We start from the raw sequence: 18,480 nt of genomic DNA on the forward strand, positions 1-18,480 counted from the left end.
CACTTTATGAATTTTAGATATTTTCTATATTTTGTCTCTCTTTTTTTAGTAATAGGCTGTGCTACATTTAAAGCTCAATATGCCACTAAAGAAGAGAGTAAAGAAACAAAATCTAACAAGAAAATTGTACACTCTTTTTATTTAATTGGTGATGCAGGAAACTCTGATTTAGGTTCTGTATCACCTGCTTTGGCATATTTAGATAAACATATTAGTAGCGCAACCGAAAATGCTACACTCCTTTTTTTAGGAGATAATGTTTACGAAACGGGTATTCCTTCTAAAAAAAACAAGCAATATCCTTTAGCAAAGCACAGAATTGAAGCGCAAACTTCTATTGCTAAAAAATTTGCTGGTAAATCTATTTTTATTCCTGGTAATCATGATTGGTATAATGGATTGAACGGTTTAAAAAGAGAAGAGAAATTAGTTGAAAAAGCATTGGGTAAAAACTCTTTTTTACCAGAAAATGGTTGCCCTTTAAAAAAAGTAAACATTTCTAAAGATGTTGTTTTAATTATTGTTGATACTCATTGGTACGTTACCGACTGGGACAATCACCCTAAAATAAACGACAATTGCGAAATTAAAACAAGAGTAAAATTCTTTGAAGAATTTAAAGGATTAATAAAGAAAGCAAGAGGTAAAACAACCATTATCGCGATGCATCACCCAATGTTTACTAACGGTTCTCATGGTGGTTATTATTCTCTTAAAAGTCATATGAGCCCGCTTCCTGTTTTAGGTACTTTAAAAAATGTTTTAAGAAAAACAACAGGAATAACTAATACCGACTTACAAAACAAAAAATACAACGAGTTAAAAAAACACATTGTAACACTAGCACAAGAAAACGATAAAACCATTTTTGTATCTGGCCATGAGCATAGTTTGCAATACATTATTGAAGATAATATTCCGCAAATAATAAGTGGTTCGGGTTCTAAAACTACAGCTACTAAATTAACGGGCGGTGCAAAATTCACTTATGGAAGTCAAGGTTTTGCTAAATTAGATGTTTATAAAGACGGTTCTTCTAATGTGCGCTTTTATTCGGTGAATGATGATAAAGTTGTTTATGAAACGGAGGTATTATCAGCAGATAGAAAGAAAAATTTTACAACATATCCTGCTCTTAGAATAACAGAAAAATCAGCAGCTATTTATACCGGTAAAGAAATTACTAAAAGTAGTTTCTATAAATATTTTTGGGGAGAACGTTATCGTAAATATTTTGGTACAAAAGTAACAGCGCCAACCGTAAAATTAGATACCTTATTTGGAGGGTTAACACCTGTAAGAAAAGGAGGTGGAAACCAATCTAAATCGTTGCGTTTACGTGATAAAGAAGGAAGAGAGTATGTAATGCGTGCCTTGCGAAAAAATGCCGTGCAATACTTACAAGCTGTTGCTTTTAAAGATCAATATATACAGGGGCAATTTGATGAAACTTATACCGAAGGTTTATTGTTAGATGCTTTTACAGGTTCGCATCCATACGCACCATTTGTTATCGGAACTTTATCTGATGCTGTGGGAATTTATCATACAAATCCTGTTTTATATTATGTTCCAAAACAGAACACTTTAGGCTCTTTTAATACTGAATTTGGCGACGAATTATATATGATAGAAGAACGTGCTGCTTCTGGCCATGGAGACAAAGCTAGTTTTGGTTTTTCTAATGAAATAATAAGTACAGACGATTTACTAAAAAAACTAGCTAAAAACGAAAAGCACAAGTTAGATGAAGCTTCTTATATTAGAGCCCGTTTATTTGATATGTTAATTGGTGATTGGGACAGACATGAAGACCAATGGCGTTGGGCTGTGTTTAAAGATGGTAAACACACCATTTATCGCCCTGTGCCTAGAGATAGAGATCAGGCTTTTTCAATTATGGGAGACGGCGCTTTATTAAATTTAGCAACACAAATGATTCCTGCATTGCGTTTAATGCAAGCCTACGAAGAAGATATCAAAAGCCCTAAATGGTTTAATTTAGAGCCATATCCTTTAGATATGTTTTTAATAAATCAATCTGACAAAAGCACTTGGGATGCGCAAGTAAAACATATTACTTCTAATATTACAGATAAAGTTATAGATAAAGCTTTTACTAATTTTCCGTATGAAGTAAAGGGTGAAACTATAAACACCATCAAAAGAAAATTACAAGGAAGAAGAAAAAATTTACAAAAAATATCCGACACTTATTATGGGGACATCAATAAGTTTCAAGTAATTAAAGGTACTCAAAAAGACGATTTATTTGAAATAGAAAGACTACTTAACGGTCAAACAAAAATTACAGCATACAGAATAAAAAAGGGCGAAAAAGGAGCCATTTTTCATCAAAAAACATACAACTTTTCACAAACGAAAGAAATTTGGGTATATGGCTTAGATGATGATGACGTATTTGTTGTAAAAGGTACCGGTAAGAATTTAATTAAACTTCGAATTATTGGTGGGCAAAACAACGATACCTATAATATTACCAATGGTAAAAAAGTAAAAATATACGATCATAAAACAAAGGAAAATACTTTTGTTACCAATAAAGGCTCATTAAAATTGACCGACGATTACGAAACAAATGTTTACGATTATAAGAAGTTAAAAAACAATGCAAATGTCTTTACTCCTTACTTAGGTTTTAATCCAGATGATGGTCTTAAAATAGGCGTTTCTAACACGTATACCACCTTTGGTTTTGAAAGAAATCCGTTTACATCACAGCACGAAATATCTGCTGCTTACTATTTTGCTACAAAGGGGTTTGAATTAAATTACTCTAGTGAGTTTGCTACTATTATTGGTCGTTGGAACTTAGGTTTTAATGCCATGTATACAAGTCCTAACTATGCTGTAAATTTCTTTGATTTTGGTAACAATTCAATAAATTTAGAAGCTGATGGTATTGAAAACAGAGATTACAACCGAGTAAAAATCAGAAAAATCATAGCAGGGTCCTCTATTTATTGGGTAGGAGATCTTGGTGCTAAAATAACATTAGGCTTAAATTATCAATCTTTTAAGGTCGACCAAACTCCTAATCGTTTTATTTCAATGCAACCAATAAATTTTAATAGTCAAAATTTCTTGAATACAGAAGCTAGTTACTCTTTCGAAAACACAGACAATCCTGCTTTTACAACTTTGGGAATGAAAACAGATTTACAGGTTGGTTACACTTCTAATTTAGAAAACAACAACAATTTCGGGTACGTTGTTCCTTCTGTTTCTTTTGACTATAAATTAGTTTCTAGCGGGCAAATAGTATTTGCCACTCAGTTTAAAGGCCATGTTACTTTTGGCAATGAATATGAATTTTATCAGGGTGCAAATTTAGGTGGTAATAATGGATTAAGAGGTTACAGAAATGAGCGTTTTATAGGTAAAAATGCATTTTCCCAAAGTTCTGACATTCGCTTAAACTTAAGGAAATTAAAAACAGGTTTATTACCGTTACACATTGGTGTTTATGGTGGTTTTGATTATGGTAAAGTGTGGCTTGAAAATATAGATTCTAAAAACTGGCATACTTCTATTGGTGGTGGAATTTTCTTTAATGCTGCTAATATGATGACAGGAAATCTTTCTGCCTTTAATAGTGATGATGGTTTAAGGATCGCATTTGCAATGGGATTCAACTTTTAATATAAATATAATAATGACACAACAAATAGTATTAATATCTGGCGCCTTATTTGGCGGATTAGCTGTAATTTTAGGTGCCTTTGGCGCACATGCTTTGAAGAAGATTTTATCCGAAGAACAATTAAAATCGTTTGAAACAGGCGTGAAATATCAAATGTATCACGCAATTGTTTTATTATTTATAGGAAGTTCCTTTTCAAGCCCAAATCAACTTATGGCTTGGTCTTTCATAATCGGAACTATCCTCTTTTCTTTTAGTATTTACGGGTTGGTTTTGTCGGATGCAAAAGGTAAAAAAATGAAGTTTCTAGGACCAATAACACCTTTAGGTGGCTTATTATTGGTTGTAGGGTGGATTATGTTATTACTCGAGTTTATTTAATTTTAAACTCGTATAATTTGCCGCCTAACGTCTTTGTTCTTTCATCGGCGATATAAAGTGTTGTTTCGTCTTTAAAGCTGATACTTTCTTTCTGAGAGACATGTTCTAATGCAAATTCTTTTACATCTCCTAAGAAAAAATCATCATCTTTAAAATTCGTAAATACAAAAACCGATTGATGATTTAGCAAGGCTACTTTCTTTCCGTTAAGAGAAATGGCCGCAGCCGTTATCGAACATTCTAAATCTACACACGTTTCGAATGTTGAAATGCGCTTTGCCTCATGACTTCCTTTTATTGCGGGAATTTTATACAAACTCGTTTTACCATACATGCCTTTCACCCTACTTTTTGTAAAAACGTATAAGAATCCATTTTTATACAATAAACTTTCAGCATCAAAAAAACGATCTTTCTTTTTAGGTGGAAACTTATTTTGATCTGGATAAGAGAATTTAATTTTTATTACATCTACAGCATCTTTAGTAACTAGATCTTGATGATTAATCTTGAGTATTCTTAAATTCTTTCGTTTGTTGTTGTTGTTTCCAAAATCGGCGATATATAAATTCCCTTTTTCATCGGATGTTATATCTTCCCAATCGTTATTCTTAGCATTAACAACAACCTCTCTTACAATATATCCGTTAGTATTAACTCCGTAAATAACAGGCTTATTTCCGCTATCATTTAGCATCCATAATAATTCAGAACTTATTACCTTTTCTATTCCTGAAACCTCCTCTAAAGAATTTGGTAAATCTGCAAGTACTTTTAGCTGGCCAAAATTTTGACAACTAGCTATTAATAAAAAAGATATTAAAACTAAGCTTCTTTGTATCATAACAATTGTTTTACCAACTACCACCAGCACCACCACCGCTAAATCCGCCGCCGCCAAAACCTCCTCCAAAGCCTCCGCCACCAAAACCACCACCTGAAGAACCACCAAAACCGCCACCGCCAAAACCTCCACGACCAGCGCTACTTAAAATGATAGTTTCTAAAATACCTCTTGAGGTTGAATCTCTATAATTTCGTTTTCCTCCATTTCCTTTATTTCCTCTAGAAATAACGATAAAAAAGATGACTCCAATTACAATGAAGATAATGAAACTAAAATCTTTATCTTTTTTAGTTTTTGTGCGAGTTCCTTTGTACTCACCATTTAAAACTTTAAAAATTGCGTTCGATCCGTCATCTAAACCGGCATAAAAATCGCCTCTTTTAAATTGCGGAATAATATAGTTTCTAGTTATTTCACCTACAATTCCGGCTGTTAGTTTATGTTCTACTCCATATCCGGGAGAAATCCATATTTTTCGATCGTTTTTTGCCAAAAGGATAAAAACACCGTTATCTTCTTTTGCTTGACCAATCCCCCATTTGTGTGCCCATCTCGGAGTTAAGATTCCGATACTTTCACCATTTGTAGAATCGATAATTCCTACCACGATTTGAGTAGAAGTAGTATCTGAATATTTAATTAATTTATTTTCTAAGGTTGCTTTTTGAGCCTCAGAAAGTAAACCAACATAATCATAAACACTTGTTTGTTCTTTTGGTTTATCCGGAATTTTATATCCCTGAGAAAATGTTGTTTGAACAAACAACAATCCGATTACAAAAAATAAAATGTGTGTAGTTTTCTTCAAGTTTATTTATCCTTTAGATATTTCATTAGACAATTCATCTTCATCATCATTTTGCCAAGGAAAATGAGCTTTTAACTCCTCTCCTGCTTTTAAAACACCTTCAACAATTCCTTTTTTGAAATCGCCTTGTTTAAAATGATTTTGCATGGTGTTTTTTGTAGTATCCCAAAAATTAGTTGGCACCACTTTATTAATACCTTCATCTCCATAAATTACAAATTTATGATCTTCAACAGCTACGTAAATTAAAACAGCGTTCTGTTGTTTTGTTTCATCCATTTTTAAAGAATGAAATACTTCTAAAGCACGATTAAAAGCATCATCTTTATTAGATGATGCTTCTATATGTACTCTAATTTCGCCAGAAGTATTTAGTTCTGCTATTTTAATAGCTGAAACAATTTCTTGCTCTTCTTCTTTGGTAAGAAAATCTTCTACTTTAGACATTTTTATTTTTTTGTGCCAAAATCGAAATTAACATCCGGAGCTTTTTCTGCACCAGCTTCCGCTTCAAAATAAGGCTTACCTTCAAAACCAAACCATCCTGCTAAGATTGAATTAGGAAACACTTTTACGTGATTATTATATGGCTTAATAGCTTCGTTAAAACGAGTTCTAACCGTTAATATTTGATTCTCTGTACTTGCTAATTCATCTTGCAATTTTAAGAAATTCTGATTTGCTTTTAAATCAGGATAACGCTCTACAGAAACTAATAATTTTGATAACGCACCGCTTAAACCAGCTTGTGCTTTTTGAAATTGAGCCATATTTTCAGGCGTTAAATCTCCAGCATTAATAGTTGTAGAGGTAGCTTTAGCTCTTGCGTTGATTACTTCGGTAAGTGTTGATTTTTCGAAATCAGCAGCTCCCTGTACTGTTTTTACTAAATTACCAATTAAATCACTTCTTCTTTGATATGCAGTTTCTACATTACCCCAAGATTCAGCTATATTTTCATTTAACCTTACTGCTGTATTATTAAATCCTACAACCCACTTAAATACAACGAATACTAATACTCCAATAATAACTAAAGGCACTAACCATTTTTTCATAATAATTGATTTTTCTATAATTGATTTTTGATTTTTTGTAATTCTGCTTTTACTCTTTCTAACCTACTAATAACTTCATGATTATTAATAACATCTTCCGGGTTTTTTTTAAGCTTTTGTTTTGCGCCCTCTAAAGTAAAACCTCTTTCTTTTACTAAATTGAATATCAACTTAAAATTTTCAATATCCTCTTTTGTAAACAATCGATTTCCTTTAGCGTTTTTTTTAGGCTTAATAACCTCAAATTCTTGTTCCCAAAAACGGATTAGTGAAACATTTACGTTAAAAGCTTTAGATACTTCTCCTATTTTATAATATCTTTTATCGGGTAGTTCTACATACATTTTCTTAACAAGCTGTAATTAATCGTATGATTGCCCTTTTTGTTGTGAGGCTTTTTGCATTGCAATAAATTCTTCTGGAGTTAAATCTCCGTAGTAAAAATAAATAGGATTTACAGGTCTGCCATCCTTATGAATTTCATAATGTAAGTGTGATGCCATAGAGCGACCTGTATTTCCTACATACCCTATTATATCTCCACGTTTTACTTCCTGCTTCCTTTTTGCTATAATTTTACTCATGTGTGCATAAATAGTTTTATATCCATATCCATGATCTATATATACGACTTTACCAAAAGTTGAACTTCTATGAGCTTTCGCAATAACACCATTACCAGAAGCAAAAACTGGAGTGCCTTTTGGTGCTGTAAAATCCATCCCATTGTGCATTCTTCTTGTTTTAAGTATTGGATGCATACGCATACCGTAACCTGATGCCATGCGCTTTAAATCTTGATTCTTTACAGGTTGAATAGCAGGAATAGATGCTAACATTTTTTCCTTTTCTTTTGCCAAACTAACAATTTCATCTAATGATTTTGATTGCACAACCATCTGCTTAGATAATATTTCTATCTCTCTTGTCGCATTAGTAATCATTGCACTGTTTTTAAAACCTTCTAAATGTTTATACCTGTTTACACCCCCAAAACCTGCTTTACGCTGCTCTTCTGGTATAGCACTTGCTTCAAAATAAGCTCTATAGATATTATCATCTCTTTCCTGTAACTCAGATAATCTCTCAGACAACACAACTAGTTCTTTAGACATTAGTTCTGTATGCAACTTAAAATTTTCTATTTCTCTTTTTTGAGCTCTTTCATTTGGTGACATTAAAAATTGACTAAACCCAATAAAACCAAAAAACGCAACCAATAAAGCACTAACAATTCCTAAAAAGGACTTCTTGTATTTCTCACTTTTTTTCGACTCTATTTTTCGGTACGATAATGTTTCAGGATCGTAATAATATTTTACTTTCGCCATAATACTAAATATACTATTTTTGTGCACGTTAAGCAAACAAAAACTCTTAAGAACTTTTGTTTGAGAACACACAAATTTACAAAATGTTTTAAAACTACTTTTATTAAGTTGTTTTTTAATGATTATTTAACAAAATTTCGAGCGCTAACCCTATGAAATCTCAAGAAATAAGATCAAATTTTTTAGAATTTTACAAATCTAAAAACCATAAAATCGTTCCATCTGCACCAATGGTGTTAAAAAACGACCCTACTTTAATGTTTGTTAACGCAGGTATGGTTCCTTTTAAAGAGTTTTTCTTGGGTCAAAAAAAAATAGTAAATACTAGAGTTGCAGACTCACAAAAGTGTTTACGTGTTTCAGGAAAACATAACGATTTAGAAGAAGTAGGTAAAGACACCTATCATCATACGTTATTTGAAATGCTAGGAAACTGGAGTTTTGGAGATTACTTTAAAAAAGAAGCAATAGCCTGGGCTTGGGAACTGCTTACCGAAGTATATAAAATAGATAAAGATATTTTATATGTTACTATTTTTGAAGGTGATCAGGAAGAAGGCTTAAAAAAAGATACCGAAGCCTATGATATTTGGAAACAATACATTGCTGAAGACAGAATTTTATTAGGAAATAAAAAAGATAATTTTTGGGAAATGGGAGCGCAAGGACCTTGTGGACCTTGTTCTGAAATTCATATAGATATCCGCTCTGCGGAAGAAAAAGCAAAAGTATCTGGTGCAACATTGGTGAATTTAGATCACCCACATGTGGTAGAAGTTTGGAACTTAGTTTTTATGCAATACAACCGTAAAGCAAACGGAAGTTTAGAAAACCTACCTGCAACGCATATTGATACTGGTATGGGCTTTGAACGTTTATGTATGGCGCTTCAAGGAGTACAATCTAATTACGACACGGATGTTTTTACGCCAATTATTAGAGAAATAGAAACTATTACAGGTGTAAAATATGAAGATCCTAAAGTAGCTGGAGACGAAACAGACATTGCAATTCGTGTTATTGCAGATCACGTAAGAGCTGTAGCTTTTTCTATTGCAGATGGTCAATTACCTAGCAATACAGGTGCTGGTTATGTGATTAGAAGAATCTTAAGAAGAGCTATTCGTTACGGGTTTACCTTTTTAAATCAAAAAGAACCATTTATCTATAAATTAGTAGAAACTTTAAGTGCACAAATGGGAGATGCTTTTCCTGAAATAAAAGCACAAGAACAATTAGCTCACAATGTAATTAAAGAAGAAGAACATTCTTTCTTAAAAACATTAGAGCAAGGTTTATTGTTATTAAACACAATAACAACCAATGCTGCTGGCAAGGTAATTTCGGGTAGAAAAGTATTTGAATTAAAAGATACTTATGGTTTTCCTGAAGATTTAACTGCTTTAATTTTATCTGAAAACGGATTAGAATATAACAAAGAAGAATATAACAAAGCATTAAAAGAACAGCAAAACAGAGGAAGAGAAGCAACTGCAATTGAAACCGATGATTGGAATGTTTTAATTGAAGATGATGAAGAAGAATTTGTTGGTTATGATACTTTAGCTGCTGATGTTAAGTTAACACGTTACAGAAAAATAGCGACTAAAAAAGATGGTGAGCAATACCAATTGGTATTTAATATGACACCTTTTTATCCTGAAGGAGGAGGGCAAGTTGGTGATGTAGGGTATATTGAAACTTCTAACGGAGATGTAATTTATGTCTTAAAAACTAAAAAAGAAAACAATCTAATTATTCATTACACTAAAAATTTACCTGAAAATTTATCAGAAAAATTTAAAGCTGTTGTCAATGAAGAAACTAGAAATTTATCGGCAAGTAACCATACTGCAACACACCTATTACACCAAGCATTACGCACTATTTTAGGAACACATGTAGAGCAAAAAGGATCGTTGGTTAGTTCAAAACACTTACGTTTTGACTTTTCTCACTTTTCTAAAGTAGATGCAGATAAATTACAAGAAATAGAAGATTTTGTAAATGCACGTATTCGCGAAAACCTTTCTTTAGTTGAAAAAAGGAATATACCAATGCAACAAGCTATCGACGAAGGTGCTATTGCTTTATTTGGTGAAAAGTATGGAGATTCTGTAAGAGCTATTAAATTTGGTCGATCTATGGAATTATGTGGTGGAACGCACGTACAGCAAACAGGTGATATTTGGCACTTTAAAATAAAGTCTGAAGGCGCAGTTGCATCAGGAATTAGAAGAATCGAAGCGATTACAAATGCTGCCGTTGGTGATTATTTTGAAGGTGTTGACCGTAACCTATCGACTGTAAAGCAATTATTAAAAAACCCGAAAGATGTTGTAAAATCTGTAACTAGTTTACAGGATGAAAACACGGCTTTAAAAAAGCAGATAGAACAATTATTAAAAGATAAAGCTCAAAATTTATCTGGCGAATTAAGAAATCAATTACAAGAAATAAATGGTGTTCAGTTTTTAGCAACTAAAGTAGATTTAGATGCAAACGGAATTAAAAATTTAGCTTTTGCTTTAGGTAAAGAGTTTGATAACTTGTTCTTATTTTTTGCTACTTCTGAAAAAGCAGACAAAGCGATGTTAACTTGTTATATTTCTAAAGAACTAGCTGTAGAACGTGGTTATGATGCAGGAAAAGTAGTGCGAGAACTAGGAAAACTAATTCACGGTGGTGGTGGTGGACAAAATTTCTTTGCTACTGCAGGAGGTAAAAACCCTGGTGGAATTCCGAAAGCTTTAGAAAAGGCAAAAGATTATATTGCGTAATATATAAATTACACTATCATAAAAGGCTCAAAGAAATTAATCTTTGAGCCTTTTTTTAGCTTAATGCTTTTTTATAGGTTGAAATAGCTCTTTCTCTTGCTAATTTATGCTCAACCATTGGTTTTGGATATGTTAATTCCTCAAAATCTTCAATCCATTTTCTAATATACTCTAAATCTTTATCAAACTTTTTTAACTGAGATTCGGGATTAAAAACTCTAAAATACGGTGCAGCATCACAACCGGTTCCTGCAGCCCATTGCCAGTTTCCGTTATTCGCCGACAATTCATAATCTAGTAATTTCTCCGCAAAATATGCTTCACCCCAACGCCAATCTATTAATAAATGCTTGCACAAAAAACCAGCGGTAACCATTCTTACACGATTATGCATATAACCAGTTTTATTTAATTGTCGCATACCAGCATCAACCATTGGGTAGCCTGTTTCTCCTTTGCACCACTTCTTAAATTCCTCTTCATTATTTCTCCACGGAATGGCATCATATTTTTGCTTAAAGTTATTAGTAACAACTTTAGGAAAATGAAACAGCACTTGCATAAAAAACTCTCGCCAGATTAACTCGTTTAAAAACGTTGCGTTTGTTTTTAAGGCAAAAAGAACCATCTTACGAACACTCACCGACCCGAAACGAAAATAAGGCGACAAATACGATGTTTTATCCTGAAAAGGAAAATCTCGTATCTCATCATAATTCGATAAGCTCGATAAATTATACGATTTTACTTTTATCAAACTCTCTTCAAAACCTATTGCTTTTAACGTTGGAAAATCTGCTGTAAAATGATGAAAGTTAGAAAAATCAATAACAAACTCATTCGTATCAATTTCGGTATCAAACTTTTGTAGCCATTTATTTTTATAAGGAGTATAAACCGTATATGGTAAGCCGTCGTTTTTTACAACCTCATCTTTCTCAAAAATAACTTGATCCTTATAACTGTAAAAACCAACGTTATTTGACGTTAAGAAAGCTTCAATTTCCTGATCTCTTTTTATAGCATACGGCTCGTAATCTTTATTTGTATAAACCGCTTTAATATTATATTCAACTATTAAACTTTCCCAAATTTTAAGAGGACTCCCTTTTTTAATTAATAGTGATGAACCTTCTTTTTTTAATTCTGTATCTAACTGATGTAACGTTTGATAAATAAAAGAAACTCTTGCGTCGTCTTTTGGTAAATTATCAATTATTTCTTCATCAAAAATAAAGACAGGAAGTATTTTACCTCCTGATTTTAATGCGTTATGCAATGCTACGTTATCCTCTAAACGCAAGTCTCTACGAAACCAAAAAATAGCAATTTTATTTTCCATTAAAAGCTTTATCTAAAATTACATACCTGTATTCAAAAATAGTTTGCAATTGCTTTTTTATAAACAATACTTGCGCTAAATGTCCTAAAAACCCAAATGGAATTTTATACGATATTTTATCTTTCATTAACGTATTTCCGTTCTCTAATTCTTCAAACCAATGTTCATGATGCCACATAGCATAAGGACCAAAACGCTGTTCATCTACAAAAAAATCTTGCTCTTTAACCTGAGTTATTTCGGTTACCCAATTTGTTTTTATAAACGGAACCGGAGACACTTTATAGGTAATTATCTGACCTTGATATGCCTTTTTATCGACTTTAGAGGTAATATTAAAACCCATTTTCGGAGGCGTTATTTTAGCTAAATTTTCTGGTGAAGAAAAATAATCCCAAGCCTTATCTAAAGACATTTTTAGTTCTTGCTCCGTTTCTAACGTATAAATTCCTGAATGTTTTTTAAAATTTATCATTTATAAAAGCTTCGTGATTTTAGAACTCATCGGTTTTGTTGTAGAGTAAAAAACATCTACTAACCTACCCTCTTCATCTACTAAGTATTTTTGAAAATTCCATTTTACTGAAGAATTCATTTTACCATTTTTTTCTTTATCTGTTAACCAGCTATATAAAGAATGTTGGTTATCTCCTTTTACATCTAATTTTTCTGTCATCGGAAATTCAACACCGAAATTTAGTGTACAAAAAGATTTGATTTCTGATTCTGCACCTGGTTCTTGACTACCAAATTGATTACATGGCAAACCTATAACTACTAATTTATCACCGTGCTTAGTATACAGTTCTTGTAAACCATCATACTGATTTGTGAATCCGCATTTAGAAGCTACGTTAACAAATAATATTTTCTTGCCTTTATATTGATTCAGGTCTAGTCTTTTACCATCTATTCCTTCTATTTTAATATCGTATAAAGATTCTTTAGGTGTTACTGTTTGTGCGTTTCCTAAAAAGCTAAATAATGCCATAAGTAAAGTTATTTTTAATGTTCTCATTTATTGAAGTGTTATGTTGTGTATCTTTAATTTAAATTCCTCATTTTTTTTATTCCCTATAAGAATTGCAATTTCTTTTATTTCTTTTGATGAGAAATTTTCAATATCTAATTTATTTCCTCTAAACGACGCGTAAAAAGCATTTAAAGGTAATTCTATTTTTTCTGTTTTTATTGCTGTTTGAAAAGACTGTATGTACCAAAAACGTTGCTCTTTTTCTGATTTAATTCTGAATTGATATTTTTTACCATCTCCTTTTAATTTAATCACAAGCTTAGCTGTATTTTCCAACAATGTTATATCTACAGGTAAACGTGTCATCGCAAAACCACCATTATTATCGGTAGAAACCTTTCCTGAGAAAACACCTTCACCCTGATCATTAATAACCATTTTAGAAGAAGATAATCCGCCCATCACATTATCATTAGTAATACTCCAATTACTTATATTTTCTTTTTTACTAAAATCAAACACCATAATTTCTGTTATACAAAAGGCAATTAACAAGAAGTTAATTAACATTTTCATGATTATAATTTTAAGGATACAATTCCTGCGTCAATAGGAAAAACTTGTCCTGAAATTGAAGATGCCACATCTGATAATAAATATGCTGCAAGACTAGCAACTTCAGTTGGTTCTAATATTTTTTGAAGCGGATGACGTTGCTTCATTCCTTCTCGTTGTTTGTCGTTTCTCAATAACCTCTCTGCTAACGTTGTATCTGTAACTGTTGGCGCAATGCAATTGAATCTTATTTTTGTAGCGAATTCTGCGGCTAAAGACTTAACAACTCCTTCTACTGCCGATTTACTTGCCGAAACACTAGCGTGAAAAGGCATTCCCATTTTAGTTGCCACAGTACTGAATAACACAACACTACCGTTATTATTTTTTAACGGATTGATATATTTTTGAATAATTTTCACTGCAGCTACTACGTTAATTTCAAAATCTTCACGAAAATCATCTAATTTTAAACGTCCTATAGGTTTTAAATTAATGCTTCCAGGACAGTAAACTAATCCGTTAATAGTTTCTAAATCTGGCAACTCATCCTTTAAAATATCTAAAGAATAATGTGTGATGTTTTCGTGAGCTTCAATTTCATTTCTACTTATATTGATAATTTTATGGGTATCTTTTAATACATCAACCAAAGCTTTTCCAATTCCTTTACTTCCTCCTACTACTAAAATTGTTTTCATCTATTTTACTTTAGTTTACAATTTAATTTTCACAACCTAGTTTTTTAACTACTTCTTAACTAGCGCATTTATCATCCCTTTAAAAACAAAAGCATGAAATGGTAAAACCGAATACCAATACAAACGCCCTAAAACACCTTTAGGTCGAAATACAGCTCGTTGATAAAGAATTCCTTTTACGATCTTAAACTCTAACCAAGCTTCGCCTGGCAGCTTCATTTCGGCAAACAGCAATAATCGTTTTTCTTTTTTATCTGCTAATAATACACGCCAAAAATCTAAGGGATCACCAGCTTCTAAAGAAGTTTTATGCGTTCTTCCTCTGCGCAAGCCTACTCCTCCAAAAATTTTATCTACATAACCTCGTATTTTCCACAAACGATTAAAACTATACCATCCATTCTTACCGCCAATAGACCAAATTTTATTGATTGTAAAAGTTTCATCTGTAACTTCTATAGAGCGTATATCTTTAAAACAACCATATTGCGGAATTTGAATATGAGCGGATAATTGATCTTGGAAATTTCCACTACTTATAGCATCTTTCCAGCTTGAAATAACAGCATTTTGTTCTATCCTTTGAAAAGCTAAATCAACAGATTCTTTGTAGGAAATAGGTTGTATATTTAAAAGCTCGTTTATATTACTTGCCTTAGCGATAACCTCTACCTTCATACTATCAACTAAAGCCTGAGCTAAGTTAAATGATGTGGAAGTTACAAAATACAACCAGTAAGATGATAATTTTGGTGTTAGAAAAGGGAGCGTAAAAATATATCTTTTAAAACCTCTTACCTCTGCAAATTGCAAAAGCATTTGCTTGTAAGTAAGTACTTCTGTTCCACAAATATCAAAAGATTTATTATATAATTTTTCATTAGCTACAGCTCTTTCTAAGAAAGTTAATACGTCGCGAATGGCAATTGGTTGCGATTTTGTATTTAACCATTTTGGCGTAACCATTAGCGGTAGTTTTTCTACAATATCTCTAATAATTTCAAAAGAAGCGCTACCACTACCTACAATAATACCTGCTCTAAAGGTGGTTAAAGCATATTTTTCTGAGTGTAAGTTTTGTTCAACTTGAAAACGAGAGGCTAAATGTTTAGACAAAGAGCTATCGTTTACAATACCACTTAAATAAACTACCTGTTTGCAACTCGTTTGTTCTACTAAACTTTTAAAGTTTTTAGCACAAGTTTGTTCTAAATCTTCAAAATCAATTGCATTTGTTGCCATTGAATGTATTAAATAATATGCTACATCAATATCAGATGGCAATACTACTTTTTTAGTATCTAAAAAATCTACTTTTAAAAATTCAATATTTTCATTGTTTTCTATTTCATCAGGAATTCGATTTAAGTCACGTACACAACAGACTAACTGATGCCCTGAATCTAGCAATTTCAATACCAATCGCTTTGCAATGTACCCTGTAGTTCCTGTTATTAGAATTTTCATTTATTTTGGTCTTTGATATGATAATCGTTTCTGTTTGCCCGTTATCACATAGGTATCTAAACCATTTATTGCTGCAATTTTAGCTTCAGCTAAGTTTAAAAATCCATCTTCAGAAAGCATTTCATCTTTAAAATACAAATCGGTTACTTCACCCAAAACCAAAATAGTTCCGTTTGCTTTTATATGATATTCTTCTAAAAACTTCAATCCTATTTTCAACGGAGATTCTGTAATATAAGGTGCGTAAAAATTATCTTTATACTCTTCGGATAAATCAGTTTTATCAAATTCTGATATTCCTGGTGCATATTTAGCAGAGGTATGATGCGCGTCTTCTATGATGCTTTCACTAACTGAATTTATAGTGTAAAATCCTGTTTTTTTTATATTATCATAGGTATTTCTTGCAACCGTAGTTGGACGCAACACAAAACCTAATATTGCAGGACTAGAGCCATAATGAACTACAGAACTAAAAATAGCAACATTTGATATTCCGTCTTCTGATTTTGTTGCTATTAAATTAGCAGATTTATAACCAGAAATACTGTTCATTAAATTTATTTTATACAGATGATCCATCTCATCTATTGCCGCTCTAGATAAATGCATTATATATTTTTATAATTATTAATTTTAATATTTGTAGCTTTTAAGTCATGCATTAAGTTATACAGCCCAAAGAAAGTTCTGTTAATGTAAATAAAGTGTTTTGACCCTCTATTTCCATTCATCTTTTTAAGTTCGGTACTTTTAGAATATTTTTGACCTAATTCCGCTATTTTCCCGAAGAAATTTTCATCCGAAAAATCAAATTCTTCTTGCTGAAATGGCTGTGTAAATAACGATAGCATTTCATAAAATAATTCTTTAAAAAAGGCTATCTCTTCTTGATCGTCTTCTTTTTTTAGAATTTCCAATTCATATAATTTACTTTCAAAGAAAGCCGGATTGTCAATATTTTCTCTAACTGCTAACTCAAAGTAAGGCACATAAAAACTTTCAGGAACTTCTTTCATACATCCAAAATCAATAACTATTAAGTTATTTTCTGGTGAGACTAAGAAATTTCCTGGATGCGGATCTGCATGTACTTTTTTTAATACGTGTAATTGATACATATAAAAATCCCACAACGCTTGCCCTAATTTATTTGACGTCTCTTGATTTAATTGCTTTTTAGTAAACTCAGATAGGTGAATTCCTTCCATCCAATCCATCGTTAAAATTCTATCAGAAGAATACTCTTCGTAATATTTAGGAAATTTTAAATTCGGAATATGACTACATGCATTTGCAATCTCATTACTTTGTTTAAGCTCTAAAATGTAATTAGTTTCTTCTAATAATTTACTTTCAACTTCTTTAAAATACTCATCAGATCCTTCGCCTTTTATATTAAACATTTTCATTGCAATAGGCTTAACCATTGCTAAATCTGTAGAAATACTGTTTGCAACACCTGGATATTGAATTTTAACTGCCAATGTTTTATTGTTGGCTGTAGCTTTATGAACCTGACCAATACTTGCTGCATTTACAGACTCTACCGTAAATGTATCAAAAACTTCATCTGGTGTTTTTTTAAAATATTTTAAAAATGTTTTAACAACTAATGGCCCTGAAAGTGGCGGAACTGAAAATTGTGATAACGAAAATTTTTCTACATAAGCATTTGGCAACAAACTCTTTTCCATACTTAGCATTTGTGCAACTTTTAATGCCGATCCTTTTAACTCCTTTAATCCGTCGTAAATATCTGTAGCATTGTCTTCATTTAGCTGCTCTCTTGCTTCCTCTTCTGTTTTTGTTATTTTATTACCGTAATATTTAGCATAATTAACACCAACCTTAAGCCCTGTAGTTACAAGCTTTGTTGCTCTTTCTATTTTTGATGTAGGTATTTTATTTAATGTTTTCATATTGATGTACCTTTTTCTTTCCACAAAAACTTCGCTAAATCAATTACACTTTTTACTGGTGCAATTTGCTGAATATCAAAACTTGCTTTGATAGATTTTTCTATAAAAACATCTGTTTTTTCGAAATTTGACGACTCATCATCTATCCAAAATTTCATCACCATTAATAGTTGTATCCAGTAGCTTTCTGAAATTGTTTTATCTTGAATTTTATTGATTTTATCATTTTTAAAATCAATTTTTTCTAAACTAATTCCGTTTACAAAATGTATAAATTCGGTATGTAATTTTTTTAGAACTGATAACTTAGAGAAATCTGATTTTATATCTTTAAACTGCATTAAAACATAAGACCTGTTTGCCGTTAACAACTCGAAAAAAGTAAAATAAAAACTTAGTAATTTATCTTTTGATGAATAGTCTTTATAAGCTTCTGTTTTATGTAGTAAGTGGATAGTTTCTTTTGCGAAAATTGCAAAAATTGACTTCTCTAAACTCTCGAAAGTTGAATAATGCTTATAAAAATCTGACTCTTCGAAATTATTTTCATGTGCAAATGAGTATACAGAAGTTGGTTTACCAGAAATTAAAACCGAATTCATGTACCATTCTGCTATTTTCTCTTGGGTAATATTCTTTTTTTTTGCCATA

General features: G+C 31.7%; 18 protein-coding genes. 3 read left to right on the forward strand and 15 right to left on the reverse strand.

Annotated features, from left to right (window positions below):
- The first annotated feature begins 6 nt into the window (after positions 1-6).
- Both ACQ629_RS06330 and ACQ629_RS06335 read left to right on the forward strand, forming a co-directional pair.
- Positions 7-3,663: a metallophosphoesterase gene (locus ACQ629_RS06330; protein ID WP_483707094.1), complete on the forward strand. Its 3,657-nt coding sequence runs from the start codon at positions 7-9 to the stop codon at positions 3,661-3,663.
- Between the two features lie 13 nt (positions 3,664-3,676).
- Complete coding sequence (locus tag ACQ629_RS06335; RefSeq protein ID WP_483707095.1) at positions 3,677-4,045, forward strand: DUF423 domain-containing protein; 369 nt, start codon at positions 3,677-3,679, stop codon at positions 4,043-4,045.
- On the opposite strand, the gene ACQ629_RS06340 is transcribed toward ACQ629_RS06335, so the two are convergent.
- Genes ACQ629_RS06340 through ACQ629_RS06365 form a run of 6 tightly spaced genes read right to left on the reverse strand, consistent with a single transcriptional unit; the run spans position 4,038 to position 8,089 of the window.
- Entirely contained in the window at positions 4,038-4,889 is an 852-nt protein-coding gene (locus tag ACQ629_RS06340) for a hypothetical protein (protein WP_483707096.1), read from the reverse strand. The two genes, ACQ629_RS06335 and ACQ629_RS06340, sit on opposite strands and share 8 nt — an antisense overlap.
- 10 nt (positions 4,890-4,899) lie before the next feature.
- Complete coding sequence (locus ACQ629_RS06345) at positions 4,900-5,700, reverse strand: TPM domain-containing protein (RefSeq protein ID WP_483707097.1); 801 nt, start codon at positions 5,698-5,700, stop codon at positions 4,900-4,902.
- 6 nt (positions 5,701-5,706) lie between these two features.
- Complete coding sequence (locus ACQ629_RS06350) at positions 5,707-6,147, reverse strand: TPM domain-containing protein (protein ID WP_483707098.1); 441 nt, start codon at positions 6,145-6,147, stop codon at positions 5,707-5,709.
- Between the two features lie 2 nt (positions 6,148-6,149).
- Complete coding sequence (locus tag ACQ629_RS06355) at positions 6,150-6,758, reverse strand: LemA family protein (RefSeq protein ID WP_483707099.1); 609 nt, start codon at positions 6,756-6,758, stop codon at positions 6,150-6,152.
- 14 nt (positions 6,759-6,772) lie between these two features.
- Positions 6,773-7,102 (reverse strand): MerR family transcriptional regulator, encoded by a 330-nt coding sequence (locus ACQ629_RS06360; RefSeq protein ID WP_483707100.1) that lies wholly within the window; start codon positions 7,100-7,102, stop codon positions 6,773-6,775.
- An 18-nt stretch (positions 7,103-7,120) separates the two neighbouring features.
- A complete protein-coding gene (locus tag ACQ629_RS06365; protein WP_483707101.1) occupies positions 7,121-8,089 on the reverse strand; it encodes a M23 family metallopeptidase in 969 nt (322 codons plus the stop codon).
- Positions 8,090-8,241: 152 nt separating this feature from the next.
- On the opposite strand from ACQ629_RS06365, the gene alaS reads away from it, so the two are divergent.
- Complete coding sequence (gene alaS / locus ACQ629_RS06370; RefSeq protein WP_483707102.1) at positions 8,242-10,869, forward strand: alanine--tRNA ligase; 2,628 nt, start codon at positions 8,242-8,244, stop codon at positions 10,867-10,869.
- A gap of 55 nt (positions 10,870-10,924) precedes the next feature.
- Here the strand turns inward: alaS and ACQ629_RS06375 are convergent, their stop codons facing one another.
- Genes ACQ629_RS06375 through ACQ629_RS06415 form a run of 9 tightly spaced genes read right to left on the reverse strand, consistent with a single transcriptional unit; the run spans position 10,925 to position 18,479 of the window.
- Positions 10,925-12,211, reverse strand: coding sequence for a cryptochrome/photolyase family protein (locus tag ACQ629_RS06375; protein WP_483707103.1), 1,287 nt, complete (start codon positions 12,209-12,211; stop codon positions 10,925-10,927).
- Positions 12,201-12,686: an SRPBCC family protein gene (locus ACQ629_RS06380; RefSeq protein ID WP_483707104.1), complete on the reverse strand. Its 486-nt coding sequence runs from the start codon at positions 12,684-12,686 to the stop codon at positions 12,201-12,203. Before ACQ629_RS06380 ends, ACQ629_RS06375 begins: the two co-directional genes overlap by 11 nt.
- The gene (locus tag ACQ629_RS06385; protein ID WP_483707105.1) at positions 12,687-13,202 is read right to left on the reverse strand and encodes a glutathione peroxidase; all 516 of its coding nucleotides are present in this window, start codon (positions 13,200-13,202) and stop codon (positions 12,687-12,689) included. It lies immediately after the preceding gene.
- A 27-nt stretch (positions 13,203-13,229) separates the two neighbouring features.
- Positions 13,230-13,760 carry a CIA30 family protein gene (locus tag ACQ629_RS06390; RefSeq protein ID WP_483707106.1) on the reverse strand — a complete coding sequence of 177 codons (531 nt, stop codon included), beginning with the start codon at positions 13,758-13,760 and terminating at the stop codon, positions 13,230-13,232.
- A gap of 2 nt (positions 13,761-13,762) precedes the next feature.
- Positions 13,763-14,440: an SDR family NAD(P)-dependent oxidoreductase gene (locus ACQ629_RS06395; protein ID WP_483707107.1), complete on the reverse strand. Its 678-nt coding sequence runs from the start codon at positions 14,438-14,440 to the stop codon at positions 13,763-13,765.
- Positions 14,441-14,488: 48 nt separating this feature from the next.
- Complete coding sequence (locus tag ACQ629_RS06400; RefSeq protein ID WP_483707108.1) at positions 14,489-15,907, reverse strand: SDR family oxidoreductase; 1,419 nt, start codon at positions 15,905-15,907, stop codon at positions 14,489-14,491.
- On the reverse strand, positions 15,908-16,519 hold the full coding sequence (locus ACQ629_RS06405; RefSeq protein ID WP_483707109.1) for a flavin reductase family protein: 612 nt from the start codon (positions 16,517-16,519) through the stop codon (positions 15,908-15,910). It abuts the gene before it with no gap.
- Positions 16,519-17,829: an ABC1 kinase family protein gene (locus ACQ629_RS06410; protein ID WP_483707110.1), complete on the reverse strand. Its 1,311-nt coding sequence runs from the start codon at positions 17,827-17,829 to the stop codon at positions 16,519-16,521. Before ACQ629_RS06410 ends, ACQ629_RS06405 begins: the two co-directional genes overlap by 1 nt.
- Positions 17,826-18,479, reverse strand: coding sequence for a TetR family transcriptional regulator C-terminal domain-containing protein (locus tag ACQ629_RS06415; protein ID WP_483707111.1), 654 nt, complete (start codon positions 18,477-18,479; stop codon positions 17,826-17,828). Before ACQ629_RS06415 ends, ACQ629_RS06410 begins: the two co-directional genes overlap by 4 nt.
- Position 18,480: the final 1 nt, after the last annotated feature.

This window comes from Tenacibaculum sp. SM2510, assembly GCF_057002845.1.

Coding starts and splice junctions, on each gene's coding strand:
- ACQ629_RS06330 (WP_483707094.1), top strand. CDS start 7: ATGAATTTTAGATATTTTCTATATTTTGTCTCTCTTTTTTTAGTAATA.
- ACQ629_RS06335 (WP_483707095.1), top strand. CDS start 3,677: ATGACACAACAAATAGTATTAATATCTGGCGCCTTATTTGGCGGATTA.
- ACQ629_RS06340 (WP_483707096.1), bottom strand. CDS start 4,889: ATGATACAAAGAAGCTTAGTTTTAATATCTTTTTTATTAATAGCTAGT.
- ACQ629_RS06350 (WP_483707098.1), bottom strand. CDS start 6,147: ATGTCTAAAGTAGAAGATTTTCTTACCAAAGAAGAAGAGCAAGAAATT.
- ACQ629_RS06355 (WP_483707099.1), bottom strand. CDS start 6,758: ATGAAAAAATGGTTAGTGCCTTTAGTTATTATTGGAGTATTAGTATTC.
- ACQ629_RS06360 (WP_483707100.1), bottom strand. CDS start 7,102: ATGTATGTAGAACTACCCGATAAAAGATATTATAAAATAGGAGAAGTA.
- ACQ629_RS06365 (WP_483707101.1), bottom strand. CDS start 8,089: ATGGCGAAAGTAAAATATTATTACGATCCTGAAACATTATCGTACCGA.
- alaS (WP_483707102.1), top strand. CDS start 8,242: ATGAAATCTCAAGAAATAAGATCAAATTTTTTAGAATTTTACAAATCT.
- ACQ629_RS06375 (WP_483707103.1), bottom strand. CDS start 12,211: ATGGAAAATAAAATTGCTATTTTTTGGTTTCGTAGAGACTTGCGTTTA.
- ACQ629_RS06380 (WP_483707104.1), bottom strand. CDS start 12,686: ATGATAAATTTTAAAAAACATTCAGGAATTTATACGTTAGAAACGGAG.
- ACQ629_RS06385 (WP_483707105.1), bottom strand. CDS start 13,202: ATGGCATTATTTAGCTTTTTAGGAAACGCACAAACAGTAACACCTAAA.
- ACQ629_RS06390 (WP_483707106.1), bottom strand. CDS start 13,760: ATGAAAATGTTAATTAACTTCTTGTTAATTGCCTTTTGTATAACAGAA.
- ACQ629_RS06395 (WP_483707107.1), bottom strand. CDS start 14,440: ATGAAAACAATTTTAGTAGTAGGAGGAAGTAAAGGAATTGGAAAAGCT.
- ACQ629_RS06400 (WP_483707108.1), bottom strand. CDS start 15,907: ATGAAAATTCTAATAACAGGAACTACAGGGTACATTGCAAAGCGATTG.
- ACQ629_RS06405 (WP_483707109.1), bottom strand. CDS start 16,519: ATGCATTTATCTAGAGCGGCAATAGATGAGATGGATCATCTGTATAAA.
- ACQ629_RS06410 (WP_483707110.1), bottom strand. CDS start 17,829: ATGAAAACATTAAATAAAATACCTACATCAAAAATAGAAAGAGCAACA.
- ACQ629_RS06415 (WP_483707111.1), bottom strand. CDS start 18,479: ATGGCAAAAAAAAAGAATATTACCCAAGAGAAAATAGCAGAATGGTAC.